This is a genomic window from Acidihalobacter aeolianus (assembly GCF_001753165.1).
Lineage (GTDB): Bacteria > Pseudomonadota > Gammaproteobacteria > DSM-5130 > Acidihalobacteraceae > Acidihalobacter > Acidihalobacter aeolianus.
This window is the reverse complement of the sequence record NZ_CP017448.1, coordinates 1,247,833-1,264,232: the sequence shown is the minus strand read 5'-3', so window position 1 is coordinate 1,264,232 and position 16,400 is coordinate 1,247,833. Positions and strand designations below refer to the sequence as shown.

Below are 16,400 nucleotides of genomic sequence, written 5' to 3'. Positions count from 1 at the left end.
ATGTCAACCTGGATATGCTTTTAGTTATGGTTCCTTGCCACGCGCCTCGATCTCACCGGTCAAGGACTCCACATCCAGCAAAGCGCACATCTGTTCGGTAACCGTACCAGCCAACCATCGTCTTGTCGTTTTTTCCGTACGCCAGCGCACCGCATCCGCAGATAGTGAGACGACTGTATCCACCCGATCGCAGCACAGACCCCAACGCCCGTCCTCGACCATCAGAATTCGGCTATAGCCTTCCGCTGAATCCGCATTTCCCATTTCTTCGACACGTCGGGACAGGCGATCTCGAGGAAAAACCAACTTGGCAGTATCCACGACACCCGCCTGGTGGTCATCGAATCTCATAATACCCATGAACCAGGGTGCTCGCCCGGGCGTCTTGGTGATCCGTTCTCCACAGGCCACGATGCGTGTCAACTTAACCAATGGTACGGCAAGCTTGAGCCCGCCCACATAAAACAACAGGCACTCGAATCCGTCACTAGCCCAGGCAGGCACAACATTATCCGACACTTTAGGTGTCAAGCTTTCCGGTTCATCGATGATAGGCAGGCCTGTCGGCACAGTCTCCGCTGGGTCACGCCGGACCGGGTGCACGACCTTCAAAGCCGTTTCCTGTCTGACAGTCGGTTCGACAGGCAACTTCCCAACGGAGGGTAACGGGGCAGGCAAAGGCACGGCTGATGCAGGCCCCAACTCCGCCGTAACCGGCGTGAGCAGACCCTCAAGGTAGGCGCTCAGGGCCATTTCCTGCGCGAACAACGTTCCAGATTCGGCTCGCAATTTATCCACGACTCACCTCGCGCAAGGGAATCGCACCGCCCAGTGGCGTTTCTGCAAGTAGCCACTCCAAAAGCTGAGCGTACGCTTTGCTTCCGCGTGCCGACGGGCGCATGGTCGTCAGTGGCTGTCCAGCGCGACTGGCTTCACGAAATTGTGTATCCACGGGGATTACACCGGGCCATACCATGCCAGTATGATCCTCTCGCAATTGGCGCAGGGTGTCGATCGATGCGCGAGTTCGGCGATCGAACAGGGTGGGAATCAATGTAACATCCAAGGCCCGCGTCCTCGATCGCTGTACCATGCTGACCGTGCGCAGCATGCGTTCGAGCCCCTTAAGTGCAAGAAACTCAGTTTGCACAGGCACCAGTAAATGTTGACAGGCGGCCAGGGCGTTGACCATCAGCACCCCTAGCATGGGGGGGCAATCCATCAGCACCCATGAATACTGGGCGCGCAGCTGTGCCAACGATTCGGCAACCACTAAGCCCATGCCTTCGCGGGCACCCAACTGACGATCGAGGGTAGCCATGGCCGTGCTTGCGCAAATCAGCGAAAGCCCATCGACTCCCGTCAGCGATGCGACGCCTCCGGGATTGAGTGCCTCACCCTGTGCACGTCGCTGAAACAGGGTGTAGACGCCAGCGCCTTCTCCCTCAGGATTAAATCCGAAGTAACTGGTAAGCGAGCCATGTGGGTCCAGGTCGAGCAATAGTACGCGCTCGCCGGCCTGTGCAAGCAAACCACCCAAGCTGACCGTGGTGGTCGTCTTACCCACACCGCCCTTCTGGTTGGCCACGGCGACGATATTCATCCGTGCTGCCCTCCCACCACAGCTTGAGGCTGCGTATGTTGCAGCAGCACTGGCGACCCCACGTTATCATGGAACAGCGACTTGCCGGCTGGACTGGAAGCCAGGATCACCAGATCAACCCGTCTGTTCTGGCTACGACCAGACGCGGTGGCATTGCTTGCGACCGGCCGATACTGTCCAAAACCCACAGCGGCCATGCGTTGCGGAGCGACCCCGAATTCCGCCATCAGGCGGACCACGGAAGCCGCTCGCGCGGCAGACAACTCCCAGTTCGAGGGGAATTCGAGACTATGTATAGGCACGTTGTCGGTAAACCCCTCGACTTGTATTTGATTCGGCAAAGGAGCCAAAGCCTTTGCGACCTCCTTGATAATCTGGGTAGCTGCTGGCTCCAGCCGTATGCTTCCACTGGAGAACAGAAAATCGGTATTGATCTTAATGTCGATCCACAAGTGATGGACGTTCACCGAAACCAGGTTTTGCTTGACGAGATTGCCTAGGCGATGCTGAATCTCGGCGCCTATTTTGCGAATCACGGATTCTGTTGCGGCCACTTCGTTATCCGTCGATCTGCTAGCTCGCAGAGCCGAGGTTTGCTGCGCTGAAAGCACCGCTTCCGAGGCCATGGACTGCGGCATCTTACGAACTTGAATAGGTGCGGGGAAATTTTGCAATGGCGTCACGGCGGGCCCGCCGGCGGCGACGATCTTGCCCGACTGAATAGGCTCAAGCGAGCGGGGCACATTGTGAAATGCCGCTACCAGGGCTTCGGAAAGTACGCGGTATTTGCCGACATTGACTGAAGAAATTGCATACATAACGACAAAAAACGCAAACAGCAGTGTGATGAAGTCGGCATAGGAAACCAACCAACGTTCCAGATTCTCATGCTCGTCGGTTTTTTTTCTGGATCGACGCGCCATGGTTGTATCCTCCACACTCTCCGTTTACTGCAAATAACCTTGTAATTTCGACTCAATGGCTCGCGGGTTTTCGCCCTCCGCAATCGCGGTAAGCCCTTCGATGATCATCTCACGCACCTTGCTCTGACGGTGAATGATGGATTTGAGTTTATTAGCAATCGGCAAGAGAAATAAATTCGCTGACCCCACACCATAAATCGTCGCCACGAAGGCTACGGCGATGCCTGCACCCAATTTAGCCGGATCGGCCAGATTTTCCATTACGTGGATCAACCCCATGACCGCCCCCAGGATACCGATGGTCGGCGCATAGCCACCAGCCGCCTCATAGACCTTTGCCGAGTGCAGTAACTGCTCTTCACCCGCTTCAAGCTCCACCTCCAGTATGCCCCGGATCGCATCGGGTTCTCGACCGTCGACCAGCAATTGCAACCCCTTACGGGCGAAAGGCTCTTCCAGCGACTCGGATATGCTCTCCAATCCAAGCAACCCCTCTCGTCGAGCAATCTGGCACCACTCGATGATGGATTCAATCTGCCGCTCAGGTTCGATCAACGGCGGTTTGAAAATCCACAACCCCATCTTTACCGCCCGTAAAAACACTGATAGCGGGCTTTGTAGCAGGACTGCCCCCAACGTGCCGCCGATAACAATGATGAAAGCCGTCAGCTGCAGCAACGAATCGAGTTTGCCGCCCTCGATGAAGTTGCCGCCCAGCACCGCACCCAGCGCGAGCAAAATGCCTAATAGGCTGAGTATGTCCATCACTGCATCCGCCAAGGCGGCAAAACAAGCGCAAAAAAATCGCCCTTGCGGTATTTAAATCCTGTGCCAGGGGAGCGAGTAATTACCGTCGCCCTGGATCCATAAGTCCTGTACTCGCGCCACGACACCCCGGCACGCCTCAAAATGCACCCGCTAGCGCTTTTCCGCATTCGTCCAACGCGAGAATACGATCGCTCAAACCGGCTTCAGCCACAGCGGCAGGCATGCCATATACCGTGGAACTGGCCTGATCCTGAGACCAGACGACCGAGCCGTTATGCTTCATCAGACGCGCCCCTTCGCGTCCATCTGCCCCCATACCGGTCAGAACGATACCGAGGTTCGCGCCCGGATTTACGCGCTCGGCGCTACCGAAGGTCACGTCGACACAGGGACGGTAATGGAGTTCCGGCGCGCTTTCGGTGATCCGCACGCGCATCGCACCAGCAGAGCCCTCCACGGTCATCTGCAACCCGCCAGGTGCCAATAGCGCCAACCCAGGCCTCAAAGCCATTTGATCCTTGGCTTCCATCACCTCGATGGCACATAAACCGTTGAGCCGTTCGGCAAAAGCCGGGGTAAATGCCGCAGGCATGTGTTGCACCAGCAAGATCGGTCGACTGAAGTTGCCAGGCAGAGCGGTCAGCACCTTCTGCAAGGCTACTGGGCCACCTGTAGAAGTGCCGATCAACACCAATCTGCAATGACTCAGCTTAGCGGCTGGGCGCGCCACCGAACCGACAGGACGCGGTGCCTGCCTGGGTATTGCCGTCGACTGCGCTGTATTTGCCGTAAAACCCACCCGCCGTCGCGCCAGAATTTTGATGCGTTGACACAACACGCGCCCCACCTCATCGCGGTCGCGCGCAATTTCTTCGAATTGCTTGGGTAGAAAATCCGCCGCCCCTGCTTCCAGCGCATCCAGCGTAGCCTTGGCCCCCTCATGGGTCAGCGACGAGAACATGAGGATCGGTCTGGGATAGCGAGACATGATCTCGCGTGCGGCGCTGATACCGTCCATCACCGGCATCTCGATATCCATCGTAACGATATCAGGCTTGGTTTCAGCTACGCTGACTACGGCCTCGCGGCCATTCGTGGCAACTGCAACCACCTCGATCTCGGGATCCGCTTCGAGCATGCTCTTGACGGCCCGTCGGAAGAAGGCGGAATCGTCCACCACCAAAACACGTACTTTCATGCTCTGTCCTTACTCGTCGGCCGGACGGCCGCCTTGATAGCAATCAGGCGGCAAGACCCTTAGCGCGCATCAATCCCGGTAAATCCAATATCAACGCCAGATGTCCATCTCCGGTAATCGTTGCGCCGGCATACCCCGGCACATGGCGTAACCCCGGCCCCAACGGCTTGATCACGACTTCTTCCTGTCCTAACAATTCATCGACAACATAGCCAACGCGGCGATTGTCGACATAGGCAACCACGACATGCCCCATCGGCTCGTCTCCGGCCTGGCCTTTCGGCTCTTTGAGCCGCAACCATTCCCCAAGGCGAACCAGAGGCAAGGCTTTGCCGCGAACCACGATAACCTCGCGATTGTCGACAATCTTGGTTTGCGTTAGGTCCATATCCAGAATTTCCCCGATCGAACTCAAAGGGATGGCAAACGGGCGTTTACGGATCCGCACCATCAAGGTCGGCACGATCGCCAGTGTCAGCGGCAGTCGGATACGTATGATCGTGCCTCGGCCTAGGACCGAATCGATTTCAATAGCCCCGTTCAGCCCGGCGATGCGCGTCTTGACCACATCCATGCCCACGCCGCGCCCGGACACATCGGATACCTGCTCCTTGGTCGAGAATCCCGGGCGGAATATCAGATCGAATGACTCGGCATCGGTCATTCGTTGCGCGGTGTTATCGTCGATCAGGCCCTTCTCGATCGCCTTGTTGCGCAGCAACGCGGCATCCATGCCCTTGCCGTCATCCTCGATGACCAACAGGATGTGATCGCCCTGCTGCGCCGCCGACAGTACCAGCCGGCCGGTTTCGGGTTTTCCGGCACGGGCGCGATCCTCGGGCATCTCGATGCCGTGATCCACGGAATTGCGCACCAGATGGACCAGCGGATCGGCCAACGCCTCCACGAGGTTCTTGTCGAGCTCGGTATCCTCGCCGCGCAATTCGAGATCCACCTGCTTGTGCAGGCTCTTGGCGAGATCGCGGACAACGCGCGGGAAACGCCCGAAAACCTTCTTGATCGGCTGCATACGGGTACGCATCACCGCCACCTGGAGATCCGTCGTGACCAGTTCCAGACTGGAAATCGCGCCGGAAACACTCTCCTCCTTGATCTGCGTACTCAAGGTCACCAGACGGTTGCGCACCAGCACAAGCTCGCCGACCAGATTCATGATGTCATCCAGGCGCTTGACGTCCACACGCACCGTGCTTTCAGCCGCTGGGGCGGCAGCAGCCGGGGCAGCGGCGGCCTGCTGACCGGCGCGAGGTGCCGGAGCGCTAGCCCCATCCTCCTTCTTCGCTGCCGGGACCGCGCTCTTGGCAGGCGGCGTTTTACTCGGCGCAGGTCCAGTAGGCTGTTGCGATTGACCTTTTGCCGGCGTCGCAGCCGGCACCTTGGCCGCCATTTCCCCGGGAGGTGCGCCTTTTCCGTACAGCTGATCCAGCAAGGCCTCGAATTCCGCTTCGCTGATTTCGTCGCCAGCACTCGCGGCGGGCGATGCGGCTTCCTCCACGGACTCCACCGACCCGCCGTGCTTGCCCGAACCATGCAGCTGATCGAGCAGGGCCTCGAATTCATCGTCGGTGATTTCGTCGGATGAGGTGACAGGCGCGGATGCCGCAGGCTCCGCCGGCGATTCCTCCGCGGCCTCCAACATGGCCTCGAAAGCCGCGTCCGCGTCATCGGTCGAAGGCTCTTCCGCTATCGGTGATGCAGGCTCCGCGGGAGCGGAAGACACGCCGGCCACGAGATCGGCCAAACGACGCATCAGGTCGGCCGATGCGGGCTCGGGCATCTGCCCGCTACGGAGGTTGCCGAACATGAGGTTCAATGCATCCAGCACCGCGAGGATCACGTCCATCAGGTCGCTATCGACGCTACGCTCGCCCTGCCGTAGCTGGTTGAACACATCTTCGGCGTGGTGACAGACGTCTACGAGCGGCGTCAACGAGAGGAAACCCGCGCCGCCCTTGATGGTATGGAAACCGCGGAAGATCGCATTGAGCAGATCGGCATCGGTCGGATTTTGTTCAAGGTCAAGCAATTGACCACCCAGGGCATCGAGTATCTCGCCTGCCTCGACCAGAAAATCCTGTAGCAATTCGTCGTCCGCGCCGATTGTCATATTGTCTCCAAACCCTTCTCCGGGGGTGTTTTATCGGGTCGCACCGAAAGGCGGCGCTAGAAGCCTAGGCTGGAAAGCAGGTCGTCGACCTCGTCCTGGCCACTCACAATGTCCGTCTTGTCGACCCCGGGCACGGCAGGTCCATAGCCTTTGCCGGACGAGTCGCCCTCGGCCTTTTCCTCCAACTTGGGCGGCTCACCCGTTACCATCCGTTCGCTCGCCACCTTGACGAGGCCGACCAATCCTTCCTCGACCTCCTGAACCAACTCGATGACACGGCGGATCACCTGCCCCGTCAGATCCTGGAAATCCTGTGCCATCATCACATCCGAAAGCCTGCCCGATACGGCCGCCAGATCATCCTGCACGGATGACAGAAACCCATCGAGCGTCGCGCTCATTTCGCGAAACTCCTCCACGCTCAATTCGCGGCGCTTGAATTTCGCCCAATCACCCATCAGCGACTCGGCCTGCCGCGAGATTTGCGACAAGCGCGGCATACTGTCCTCGATGGCATTCAGAGTACGATGCGCCGCCTGCTCGGTCAGCGTAACGACATAACTGAGCCTTTCTTTAGCGTTGGGGATTTCTTCCTGGGTAATTTCCGCCACGCGGGAGTCGAGCCGGAAACTGTTCAACGCCTCATGCAAATCCCGGGTCAATCGACCCAACTCATTGAACAAACTCCTTTCCTGCTGCACGCCCAGCGAATCCAGAAGCTCGCTCACCGGTCCCTCGTCGCCCGCTTCCAGCGCCGAAACCAATAGACGCGCCAGCACAAGCCGGTCGTCATCCATCGGGCCAGTTTGTTGTTCTATATCTTGTTTATCCACGCCCGCGACTCTCCTGTACTGGCGCTCAGCCTTCGAGCCGTTCGAAAATCTTGTCGATTTTTTCCTTCAGGGTTTCAGCGGAAAAAGGTTTAACCACGTAACCGTTCACTCCGGCCTGGGCTGCTTCGACAATCTGATCTCTGCGTGCTTCGGCGGTCACCATCAAGACCGGCAACTTGGCGAGCTTGGGATCGGCACGCACCGCCTTGAGCAATTCGATGCCGGGCATGATCGGCATGTTCCAGTCGGTTACCAGAAAATCGAATTTTCCGGATTGCAGCATAGGCAGCGCGGTCGAACCGTCGTCGGCCTCGGAGGTATTGTTGAAACCCAGCTCGCGCAGCAGGTTCTTGATGATTCGGCGCATCGTGGAAAAATCGTCCACGATGAGAATCTGCATGTTCTTATCCACGAAAAGCACTCCTTGAAATTCAACCTGCCCAACTATGACACGCCATCAGGCACGCCAATCCACCATTCTCACACGCAACCGCATCAATGCCTGGCTGTGGATCTGGGATACCCTGGATTCCGACACGCCCAACACCTCGCCGATCTCGCGGAGATTCAGCTCCTCGTCGTAATACAGCGACAATACCAGGGCCTCACGTTCAGGCAAGGCCGCGATGGTATTGGCCAACGCCTGCTTGAAGGCATCTCCCGCCAGCTGATCGAGAGGTCCTGCAGCAAGCGGTTCCCTGCTGTGCGGATCGGTATCATTTTCGTGTTCACCGTCGCCGAAGGACTCCTCGAAACTGAACACCTGATAGCTGGTCGCCTCGCGCAGCAGTCTATGATATTCGTCCAGGCTCACACCCATTTCGGCCGCCACCTCCCCGGGCTTAGCCGCCCGCCCATGCCGGTTCTCGACCTTGCGCAGGGCAGCGGCAATCTCTCGGGACTTACGATACACCGAACGTGGCGCCCAATCGGAACGCCGCACCTCATCGAGCATCGCGCCGCGCACACGGATACCCGCATAGGTTTCGAAACTGGCCCCTTGGCTGGCATTGTAGTGCTTCGCTGCTTCGATCAACCCCACGATTCCAGTCTGCACCAAATCATCCAGTTGCACGTTAGGCGGCAATCGATGGATTAAATGGTAGGCAATACGCTTGACCATCGGTGCGTGTTCGGCCACCAAACGCTCGACGTCGTTGGCCTCACGCGCAGGGTACCTATTCATTCTGCCCACTGCATACCCGCTGGCGCAGGCGCACGCACCAGGCGTTCGACAAAGAATTCGAGATGCCCACGCGAACCGGTCTGCGTCGGCAGGTTATCGGCCTTGTCCGCCAGATTCTTGAACGCCCGCCCTGCCGGGCCGCCTGGATAAAGCTCGACCACCGCGCCCTGACGCTGAACTGCCTGTCGCAACAGCGGATCCTCCGGGACGGCACCGAAGTAATGCAAAGTCACATCCAGGAAACGGCCACACACGGCCGCCATCTTGCGGTACAAGGCGCTGCCCTCCTGCTCGTCGCGCACTCGATTGGCAAGAACATGGAAACGTCCGATCTGGTGTTCACGGCTCAACACCTTAATCAAGGCATAGGCATCCGTCATCGAGGCCGGCTCGTCGCACACCACCACGATCACTTCCTGGGCAGCGCGGGTATAGCTCATCACGTCCTCGGAAATCCCGGCCGGTGTATCCACGATCAACACATCCAGAGGCAGGCTCAGTTCGCTGAACGCGCGGATCAAGCCGGCATGTTCGGCGGGCGTCAGATCGGCCATGTGCGAGATGCCGGATGCAGCAGGCACCACATGAATCCCGCGCGGACCCGCGATCACGACCTCGTCGAGACTGCACTCCCCGTTGATCACATGCGACAGATTGACCCGCGGCTGCAAACCGAGCATCACGTCCACATTCGCCAATCCGAGATCGGCGTCCATCAGCATGACCTCACGTCCACGCCCAGCCAGGGCAACGGCGAGATTGACGGAAACATTGGTCTTGCCCACGCCGCCCTTGCCGCTGGCCACGGCTATGACTCTGACAGGCTTGAGATCACGCACGCGCTTCAGCCCATTCGCCTGATCCATCGCCTCACCCGTTGTAAGCATATCGTTGGTTTCTCAAATTAACGGATCGTCCACCTGCGTGTTCCGGCTCGCGTTCGCGACGTTTGGACAAGGCCAGGGCATGGCTAACGATGCGTTGCACCCGGGCCGTTTCAAGATCTTCGGCAACACGCTGACCCGTTCCTAGATAGGTCAGCGGCAATCCTGCGCGGACCAGTGCTGACAAAGGTGGCCCTAAGGCTTCTGCCTCGTCGAATTTACTCAGTATGGCACCGGCCAAGGGTACGCGCCCGAAGCGTCGCAATGTTTCACCTAAGACATCGCGTGCGGCATTGGCCGCGAGGACAAGATATAAACGCAGACCTTCAATACCCGCCAGCGATTGAAGTTCCTCAGCCAAGCGCCCATCGCGCGGCGCCACACCGGGCGTATCGATCAGGACCAAACGCTTATCTCCCTGTCCCTCAATGATCTTGGCCAGATCCTCTTTGTCCTCGGCCTGGTAAACGGGAACCCCGAGCAGTTGACCCAGTGTATTGAGCTGAGCCTGCGCGCCGATACGGTATGTATCCGTATTCACCAGTGCGACACGTCCGCGTCCATGACGGATGATGTAGCGCGCCGCCAGTTTCGCCAATGTCGTGGTCTTACCTACGCCGGTCGGACCAACGAGGGCGATCACACCACCGAACTGGACGATTTCGTCGCCACCGACGCGCAAACGCCGCCCCAATCCCAACAGCGCCTCCCGCCACGCCTCACGATCACCGTTCGCCAGATTCACGTTTTCCGCGATTTCACGTGCCAAATCCGGGTCGAGTCCCAACTGTTCGAAATGCCTGACCACCTCGGCACGACGCGGATGCTCGCGTGCAAACTCGCGCCAGGTCAGCTGCGATAACTGTTCTTCCAGCAGACCACGCATGGAGGCAAGTTCTCGCTGCAATGCTGCAACCGTACGCGCATCCGCATGCCCCCCGGCGCTGTCAGCACCTGCCTGCGCCTGCGCCTGCGCTGGGGCTGGGGCTGGGGCTGGGGCCAGTGTCGGTGCCGGTGTCGCCGCAATCGGCCCTGCCGCAGTTTCCTGGCTCAGTCCATCCGCTGCGGAATGTTCGGGCATGCGCACTTCCGGCGAGGTCACTGGCGTCGTTTGGCGCGCCTCGCCTGCGATCCATTCAGCATCGAAATCGACCGCCGCGACCAGCTCTATCCCATCCTCGACACGCCGACTGGAGAGAATAACGGCATCGGCGCCCAATTCATCGCGCACCAGTCGTATCGCCTGCCGCATCTCACTTGCCACGAAGCGCTTGATTTTCATGCCGTCGATTCCTTTTTGGATCATTCACCAGCGGTACCCGAGGCTTTAGCACCTCGCTTCCGCTGTCGTTTCAGCTGCCAGAGAAGAATGCCGCAGCCAAACTCAACGATTTCCGCCTAAGGCGGCCACCACGCGCAGACGCTTGTTTTCTGGAATTTCTGTAAACGCCAACACATGCAAGCCACGGATAGCCGGTCGCAGCCATTTGGCCAACCAGGTACGCAGGGCTGGTGACACCACCAGCACTGCCGGGTCACCGGCCATTTCCTGGTGTTGCGCAGCTTGTGCGACCGTCTGCCTGAGCTGCTCGGCCAGGCCTGGTTCAAGCCCGAGTCCGTCGCCTTTCAATGACTTAAGCAATATCTGTTCCAGCGCAGGATCGAGGGTCATTAGCTTCAGCTCTTCCTCCGATCCGTAAATCTGCTGGACAATCGAGCGCCCTAGCGCCTCGCGTGCGGCGGCGGTCAAGGTGTCGGTATCTTGACTCTGGGTAGCCCGCTCCGCCATGGATTCGGCGATCGAGCGCAAATCGCGGATTGGCACGCCTTCGGCCAGCAGATTCTGCAACACCTTGAGCACGACACCCAGCGGAAGGGGTTTGGGCGTCAGATTCTCCACCAGCTTGGGCGCGCTGCGTGAAAGCTTGTCCAGCAACTGCTGCACTTCCTCGTGGCCTAACAGTTCGTGCGCATGTGTCTGCAGGATCTGACTCAAATGGGTGGCGACTACGGTAGCCGGGTCGACCACGGTGTAACCCATCGTTTGCGCCTGATCTCGGCTACCCGGTTCGATCCACACCGCATCGAGGCCGAAGCTGGGATCACGCGTGGCGATGCCGGCAACCTCGCCGTAAATCTGGCCCGGATTGATGGCAAGTTCCCGATCCGGATAGACCTCTGCCTCGCCGACGGGCACGCCCATCAGGCTAATGCGATAGACATTCGGTCCCAGATCGAGATTATCGCGGATATGTACGGGGTGGATCAGAAAACCGAGTTCCTGAGAGAGCTTGCGCCGGACGCCCTTGATCCGCGCCATCAACGCCCCACCCTGTGCCTTGTCCACGAGCGGGATCAAACGATAGCCGACCTCCAGCCCGATCATGTCCACACTGGATACATCATCCCAGGAGAGTTCCTGAGACTGAGGCTCGGCCACCTCGGCCGCAGCCTGTTCCTCGCTTCTGCGCTCCGTCTCCTGTCGGCTGCGTGCCAATAGGTAGGCGCCGCCTGCGAGCAGCGCCGCGAGGCTCAGGAAAACCAGATTCGGCATGCCAGGTACCAGACCGAGCAAACCGAGCACGCCCGCGGTGATGTACAGCGCGCGCGGATTGGCGAACAGCTGCAGCATGACCTGCTCGCCCATATCCTGGGCTGCGGAAACGCGGGTTACGATGATCGCGGTAGCCGTCGATAGCAACAGCGAGGGTATTTGCGCCACCAGACCATCGCCGATGGTCAGCAGCACGTAATTGTGCGTCGCCGCCTGCACGCTCATGTTGTGTTGGACGATACCGATGATCAGACCGCCGATGATGTTCACGAACAGGATGATGATCCCGGCGACGGCATCGCCGCGCACGAACTTGCTGGCACCGTCCATGGAGCCGTAGAAATCGGCTTCACGGACCACTTCCTCGCGGCGCGAGCGGGCATCGTCCTGAGTAATCAGACCGGCGTTGAGATCCGCGTCGATGGCCATCTGCTTGCCGGGCATGGCATCCAGGGTGAAGCGTGCGCTGACCTCGGACACGCGCCCGGCACCCTTGGTAACCACCACGAAGTTGATGACCACCAGGATGGTGAAGACCACCAGCCCGACTGCGTAGTTGCCGCCCACCACGAAATCGCCGAAGGCCTCGATGACGTGTCCGGCCGCCGCCGTGCCGGTATAGCCGTTGAGCAGGACAACCCGGGTCGAAGCCACGTTCAGGGCCAGTCTGAGCAGGGTGGCAACGAGCAGCACCGTCGGAAACACGGCGAAATCGAGCGGTCTGCGGGTGTACACCGTGACCAGTACCACCACCATCGACAACGCGATATTGAAGGTAAAGAGCACATCGAGTGCGAACGGTGGCAATGGCAGCGTGATCATCGCCAGCATGGCGAGCAGCACGATGGGCACACCAAGGCCGAAACGCGCGAGACCGCGCAGCGTACCTAGCGCTCCACCGGTTTCAGTCGCAGTGGTCGTCGCATCAGCCATCAGTCAACTCCCCCGACGGGAGACGGCGGTTGTGCGAACTCGGGTGGCACACTCAAAGACGGGGGCCCGTTTTCCGGAGCCGCGCCAGCCTTGATCTGATACACATACGCGAGCAGTTGCGCCACTACGAGATACAGCGCCGTGGGTACCTCTTGACCAAGGCGGGTATGGAAATAGATCGCTCGCGCAAGCTCGGGGGCGGACTGTACCGGCACCCCGTGTTCGGCTGCGGTTTCCCGGATGCGCGCAGCCACCAGATCCTTGCCCTTGGCGACCACTCTCGGCGCATTCATGCGCTCCTGGTCATAACGCAGTGCCACGGCATAATGCGTCGGGTTGGTCACGACCACGTCCGCCTTGGGCACTTCCTGCATCATCCGTCGCTGCGCAATCTCGCGCTGCAACTGCCGCTGCTTGCGCTTGATGTCCGGCTGACCCTCCGTTTCCTTGGACTCGTCACGTACCTCTTGCTGAGTCATCCGCAGTTGCTTGGCATGCTGCCATAACTGAAACGGTGCATCAGCCGCGGCGATCAAGATGAGGCTGGCGGCGAAGGCAAGAAAAGACCAACCCACCAAATGCCCCGTCAACGCCAATGCCGGATGTACCGAATACCCACCCAACCCCATCAGAGAGCCGGCCTCGAGCCACAAAACGGTGACTGCAACCACAGCGACGACCAGGAATTTCACCAGCGCCTTGGCCAATTCCATCAGCCCGTTGAGAGAAAATACGCGCCCGAAACCGGCAAGCGGGTCCAGGCGCTCCCACTTGAAACCGATCGCTTGCATGCTGAAGCTGATGCCGCCCAGCGCAACAGACGAAAGCAACGCGGCAAGCACCAACAAAATGAGGAGCGGGGTCATCAATTGCACCGCGTGCAGTAGCGCGTTGGCCAATAGCGGATACAGAGCCTGCGAGTCCATCAACAACGACCGATCCAAGGTCAGGCCGTTACGCATGGTTTGCATCAACCCCCCGATGAGATGCGGTCCAAAGGCGAGTAGTCCACCTGCTGCGGCGATCAGTACTGCTGCAGTCACCAGTTCGCGCGAACGCGGAATCTGACCGCGATCCCTGGCCTCCTGCAGGCGTTTGGGAGTTGCCTGTTCTGTGCGTTCCTGGAAATCGTCGCGGGCCATCTAGCTCACCCTCCAAGCACGCGCGACATCAACAGGAACGTCTGCCCCATCAGGTGCGAAAACTTGGGCAGCAGACTGGGCAGGCTCAGACCGATGAGCACGAAACCCAGAAAAATGGTCATTGGGAAACCGACCGCAAAGATGTTCAGCTGTGGTGCGGCACGCGTGATCACGCCGAAGGCGAGATTGACCAACAACAACGCTGCCACTGCCGGCAGGGCGATCAGCAATCCCAGGGCAAACATGTGCGATCCCCAGGTGGCTATCGCCCATAGGCTAGACCGGTCAAGGCCGATCAGGCCAACCGGCAGCCAATGGAAGCTGCGCACCAGCATATCCACCAGTAGCAGATGGCCATTGAAATTCAGGAACAACAAGGTTCCGATGATCACGTAGTACTGGCTGACCACGGGCACCTGCACACCGTTCTGCGGATCGACCAATGTGGCAAAACCGAGTCCCGTGCTCAGCGCCACGGCCTGCCCCGCGATCACCAGCGTAGAGAACAACGTCTGCACAATCAGCCCCATAGCAACGCCGATCAGTATCTGATAGGCCGTAATCAAGGCACCTTCGACGCTGACCGCATCGATGGGAGGCGGAGCGGGAATGTAGGGATGGATTGCCCATGCCAGTACCAGTGACAGCCCCAGCCTCACCGTCACTGGGACCGTGTTGGCGCCAAACATCGGGGCAGAGAGCAGCATCGAACCAATTCGGATGAACGGCCAGATGATGCTGCCCACCCAGGCCGATAGCTCCCCGGTCGTGAGGTTGATCAGTGCCATCAGCCGATCAACCCCGGAATGCTCATGAACAGCTGGCGCGTGTAGTCCACCAGCAAGCTCAGCATCCAGTGCCCTGCGATGGCCAACGCCATCGCTGTGACAATGAGCTTGGGGATGAAACTCAGGGTCATCTCCTGAATCTGCGTAGCGGCCTGCAGCATACCGATCAACACGCCAACTACGAGCGCCGTCAGCAGCAATGGCGCGGACAGCAGCATGGCCACCTTCATTGCCTCCTGGCCAATCGTCAAAATGGTATCCGCCGTCATCATCGCCGCGCCCTCAGTGATAGAAACTCGAGGCCAGGGTGCCCATGATCAGCGTCCAGCCGTCCACCAGCACGAACAACATCAGCTTGAACGGCAACGAGATGATCATCGGTGAAAGCATGACCATACCCATGGACATCAATGCACTGGCGACCACGAGATCGATGATGAGAAACGGGATCAAAATCAGAAAACCGATTTGGAACGCGGTCTTGAGCTCGCTGGTGACGAACGCCGGCACCAGCAAGGCGAAAGGCACATCCTGCGGGTTCTTGAATTTGCCGTGATGTGCGATGCGCGCGAACATCGCGAGATCCGTCTCGCGTGTCTGATTGAGCATGAAGGTGCGAAACGGCTGGGCCGCCTTTTCGATCGCACTCGTCGCCGGCAAAGAACCGGCAAGATATGGTTTGACCCCGTTCTGATAGGCCGCCGAAAACACCGGCGACATGATGAAGAACGTCAGAAACAGCGCCAACCCGATCAATATCTGATTGGAAGGTGTCGACGTGGTACCCAGACCCTGACGCAACAGTGCCAGCACGACAATGATACGGGTGAATGCCGTCATCATAATCAGCGCAGCTGGCAGGAAGCTCAGCGCCGTCATGGCAGCCAGCACCTGGATGCTCACCGAATAGGTCTGCGATCCGCCGGTGCCTGGCGTCACCGTCACCAACGGCAAAATACCGACCGGCGCCGCATTCACCATGGCGGGCAAGAGGAGCAGGCCTATGGCCGTCATCAGGGGCAAACCGTATCTCATGATTTTCCACGCCCCCCCAACGCTGCGGCAAGTCGAGCCTTGAAGTTTTCGCCCGTCGCCTCGGAAACCGCCGGTTCCAAGGGGCGATTCAATACGTGCAAGCGACTGACCCTCCCCGGAGCCACCCCGAGCAAAACCTGTTCTTCACCCACCTGCAAAACCACTGCGCGTTCACGCGTACCGAGAGGAACGGCGGCGATCACCCGTAGCCGCCCTTGCACCCCACCTTGAAATCGGTTCATCCGTTTCAGCAGCCAGAGCAGCGCGAAGATACCGACGACCACAACCGCGAGACCGAGGAATACCTGGACGAAATATCCCGCGCCCACGCCCGGAATCACCGGTGCAGCTGCTGTTCCTTCGGCAGCAGATGCCGCAACCGGCATCAGCGCCAACCCGGCAGCAACCATACTGGGGCGCATCAT

17 protein-coding genes are annotated in these 16,400 nt (G+C 59.3%); all 17 read right to left on the bottom strand.

Annotated features, from left to right (window positions below; all coding sequences use genetic code 11):
- Positions 1 to 24: 24 nt before the first annotated feature.
- Complete coding sequence (locus BJI67_RS05860) at positions 25 to 798, bottom strand: chemotaxis protein CheW (RefSeq protein WP_156782041.1); 774 nt, start codon at positions 796 to 798, stop codon at positions 25 to 27.
- Entirely contained in the window at positions 791 to 1,603 is an 813-nt protein-coding gene (locus BJI67_RS05855) for a ParA family protein (RefSeq protein WP_070072238.1), read from the bottom strand. Before BJI67_RS05855 ends, BJI67_RS05860 begins: the two co-directional genes overlap by 8 nt.
- Positions 1,600 to 2,526 carry a flagellar motor protein MotD gene (gene motD / locus BJI67_RS05850; protein ID WP_070073992.1) on the bottom strand — a complete coding sequence of 309 codons (927 nt, stop codon included), beginning with the start codon at positions 2,524 to 2,526 and terminating at the stop codon, positions 1,600 to 1,602. The genes BJI67_RS05855 and motD overlap by 4 nt, the downstream gene beginning before the upstream one ends.
- A gap of 24 nt (positions 2,527 to 2,550) precedes the next feature.
- Positions 2,551 to 3,291 (bottom strand): flagellar motor protein, encoded by a 741-nt coding sequence (locus BJI67_RS05845; protein ID WP_070073991.1) that lies wholly within the window; start codon positions 3,289 to 3,291, stop codon positions 2,551 to 2,553.
- Positions 3,292 to 3,430: 139 nt separating this feature from the next.
- Positions 3,431 to 4,492 carry a protein-glutamate methylesterase/protein-glutamine glutaminase gene (locus BJI67_RS05840; protein ID WP_070072237.1) on the bottom strand — a complete coding sequence of 354 codons (1,062 nt, stop codon included), beginning with the start codon at positions 4,490 to 4,492 and terminating at the stop codon, positions 3,431 to 3,433.
- A 43-nt stretch (positions 4,493 to 4,535) separates the two neighbouring features.
- Positions 4,536 to 6,620, bottom strand: a complete 2,085-nt coding sequence (locus BJI67_RS05835; RefSeq protein ID WP_070072236.1) for a chemotaxis protein CheA — start codon at positions 6,618 to 6,620, stop codon at positions 4,536 to 4,538.
- A gap of 56 nt (positions 6,621 to 6,676) precedes the next feature.
- Positions 6,677 to 7,438 carry a protein phosphatase CheZ gene (locus tag BJI67_RS05830; protein WP_070073990.1) on the bottom strand — a complete coding sequence of 254 codons (762 nt, stop codon included), beginning with the start codon at positions 7,436 to 7,438 and terminating at the stop codon, positions 6,677 to 6,679.
- Positions 7,439 to 7,478: 40 nt separating this feature from the next.
- Positions 7,479 to 7,853: a chemotaxis response regulator CheY gene (locus BJI67_RS05825; protein WP_083250979.1), complete on the bottom strand. Its 375-nt coding sequence runs from the start codon at positions 7,851 to 7,853 to the stop codon at positions 7,479 to 7,481.
- A gap of 57 nt (positions 7,854 to 7,910) precedes the next feature.
- Complete coding sequence (locus BJI67_RS05820) at positions 7,911 to 8,639, bottom strand: RNA polymerase sigma factor FliA (protein ID WP_070072235.1); 729 nt, start codon at positions 8,637 to 8,639, stop codon at positions 7,911 to 7,913.
- A complete protein-coding gene (locus tag BJI67_RS05815; protein ID WP_269449615.1) occupies positions 8,636 to 9,505 on the bottom strand; it encodes a MinD/ParA family protein in 870 nt (289 codons plus the stop codon). Before BJI67_RS05815 ends, BJI67_RS05820 begins: the two co-directional genes overlap by 4 nt.
- Before the next feature lie 4 nt (positions 9,506 to 9,509).
- A complete protein-coding gene (flhF, locus tag BJI67_RS05810) occupies positions 9,510 to 10,805 on the bottom strand; it encodes a flagellar biosynthesis protein FlhF (RefSeq protein WP_070072233.1) in 1,296 nt (431 codons plus the stop codon).
- A 102-nt stretch (positions 10,806 to 10,907) separates the two neighbouring features.
- A complete protein-coding gene (gene flhA / locus BJI67_RS05805) occupies positions 10,908 to 13,010 on the bottom strand; it encodes a flagellar biosynthesis protein FlhA (protein ID WP_070072232.1) in 2,103 nt (700 codons plus the stop codon).
- Positions 13,010 to 14,152, bottom strand: coding sequence for a flagellar biosynthesis protein FlhB (gene flhB, locus BJI67_RS05800; RefSeq protein ID WP_070072231.1), 1,143 nt, complete (start codon positions 14,150 to 14,152; stop codon positions 13,010 to 13,012). The genes flhA and flhB overlap by 1 nt, the downstream gene beginning before the upstream one ends.
- Before the next feature lie 5 nt (positions 14,153 to 14,157).
- The gene (fliR, locus tag BJI67_RS05795) at positions 14,158 to 14,931 is read right to left on the bottom strand and encodes a flagellar biosynthetic protein FliR (protein WP_156782201.1); all 774 of its coding nucleotides are present in this window, start codon (positions 14,929 to 14,931) and stop codon (positions 14,158 to 14,160) included.
- A gap of 8 nt (positions 14,932 to 14,939) precedes the next feature.
- A complete protein-coding gene (gene fliQ, locus BJI67_RS05790; RefSeq protein ID WP_070073988.1) occupies positions 14,940 to 15,209 on the bottom strand; it encodes a flagellar biosynthesis protein FliQ in 270 nt (89 codons plus the stop codon).
- A 13-nt stretch (positions 15,210 to 15,222) separates the two neighbouring features.
- On the bottom strand, positions 15,223 to 15,975 hold the full coding sequence (gene fliP, locus BJI67_RS05785) for a flagellar type III secretion system pore protein FliP (protein WP_070072229.1): 753 nt from the start codon (positions 15,973 to 15,975) through the stop codon (positions 15,223 to 15,225).
- Complete coding sequence (gene fliO, locus BJI67_RS05780; RefSeq protein WP_231940927.1) at positions 15,972 to 16,400, bottom strand: flagellar biosynthetic protein FliO; 429 nt, start codon at positions 16,398 to 16,400, stop codon at positions 15,972 to 15,974. Before fliO ends, fliP begins: the two co-directional genes overlap by 4 nt.

Bases quoted from the DNA above. Each gene is read 5' to 3' on its own strand.
- BJI67_RS05855 (WP_070072238.1), bottom strand. From the start codon at position 1,603: ATGAATATCGTCGCCGTGGCCAACCAGAAGGGCGGTGTGGGTAAGACG.
- motD (WP_070073992.1), bottom strand. From the start codon at position 2,526: ATGGCGCGTCGATCCAGAAAAAAAACCGACGAGCATGAGAATCTGGAA.
- BJI67_RS05845 (WP_070073991.1), bottom strand. From the start codon at position 3,291: ATGGACATACTCAGCCTATTAGGCATTTTGCTCGCGCTGGGTGCGGTG.
- BJI67_RS05840 (WP_070072237.1), bottom strand. From the start codon at position 4,492: ATGAAAGTACGTGTTTTGGTGGTGGACGATTCCGCCTTCTTCCGACGG.
- BJI67_RS05835 (WP_070072236.1), bottom strand. From the start codon at position 6,620: ATGACAATCGGCGCGGACGACGAATTGCTACAGGATTTTCTGGTCGAG.
- BJI67_RS05825 (WP_083250979.1), bottom strand. From the start codon at position 7,853: ATGCAGATTCTCATCGTGGACGATTTTTCCACGATGCGCCGAATCATC.
- BJI67_RS05820 (WP_070072235.1), bottom strand. From the start codon at position 8,639: ATGAATAGGTACCCTGCGCGTGAGGCCAACGACGTCGAGCGTTTGGTG.
- BJI67_RS05815 (WP_269449615.1), bottom strand. From the start codon at position 9,505: ATGGATCAGGCGAATGGGCTGAAGCGCGTGCGTGATCTCAAGCCTGTC.
- flhF (WP_070072233.1), bottom strand. From the start codon at position 10,805: ATGAAAATCAAGCGCTTCGTGGCAAGTGAGATGCGGCAGGCGATACGA.
- flhA (WP_070072232.1), bottom strand. From the start codon at position 13,010: ATGGCTGATGCGACGACCACTGCGACTGAAACCGGTGGAGCGCTAGGT.
- flhB (WP_070072231.1), bottom strand. From the start codon at position 14,152: ATGGCCCGCGACGATTTCCAGGAACGCACAGAACAGGCAACTCCCAAA.
- fliQ (WP_070073988.1), bottom strand. From the start codon at position 15,209: ATGACGGCGGATACCATTTTGACGATTGGCCAGGAGGCAATGAAGGTG.
- fliP (WP_070072229.1), bottom strand. From the start codon at position 15,975: ATGAGATACGGTTTGCCCCTGATGACGGCCATAGGCCTGCTCCTCTTG.
- fliO (WP_231940927.1), bottom strand. From the start codon at position 16,400: ATGATGCGCCCCAGTATGGTTGCTGCCGGGTTGGCGCTGATGCCGGTT.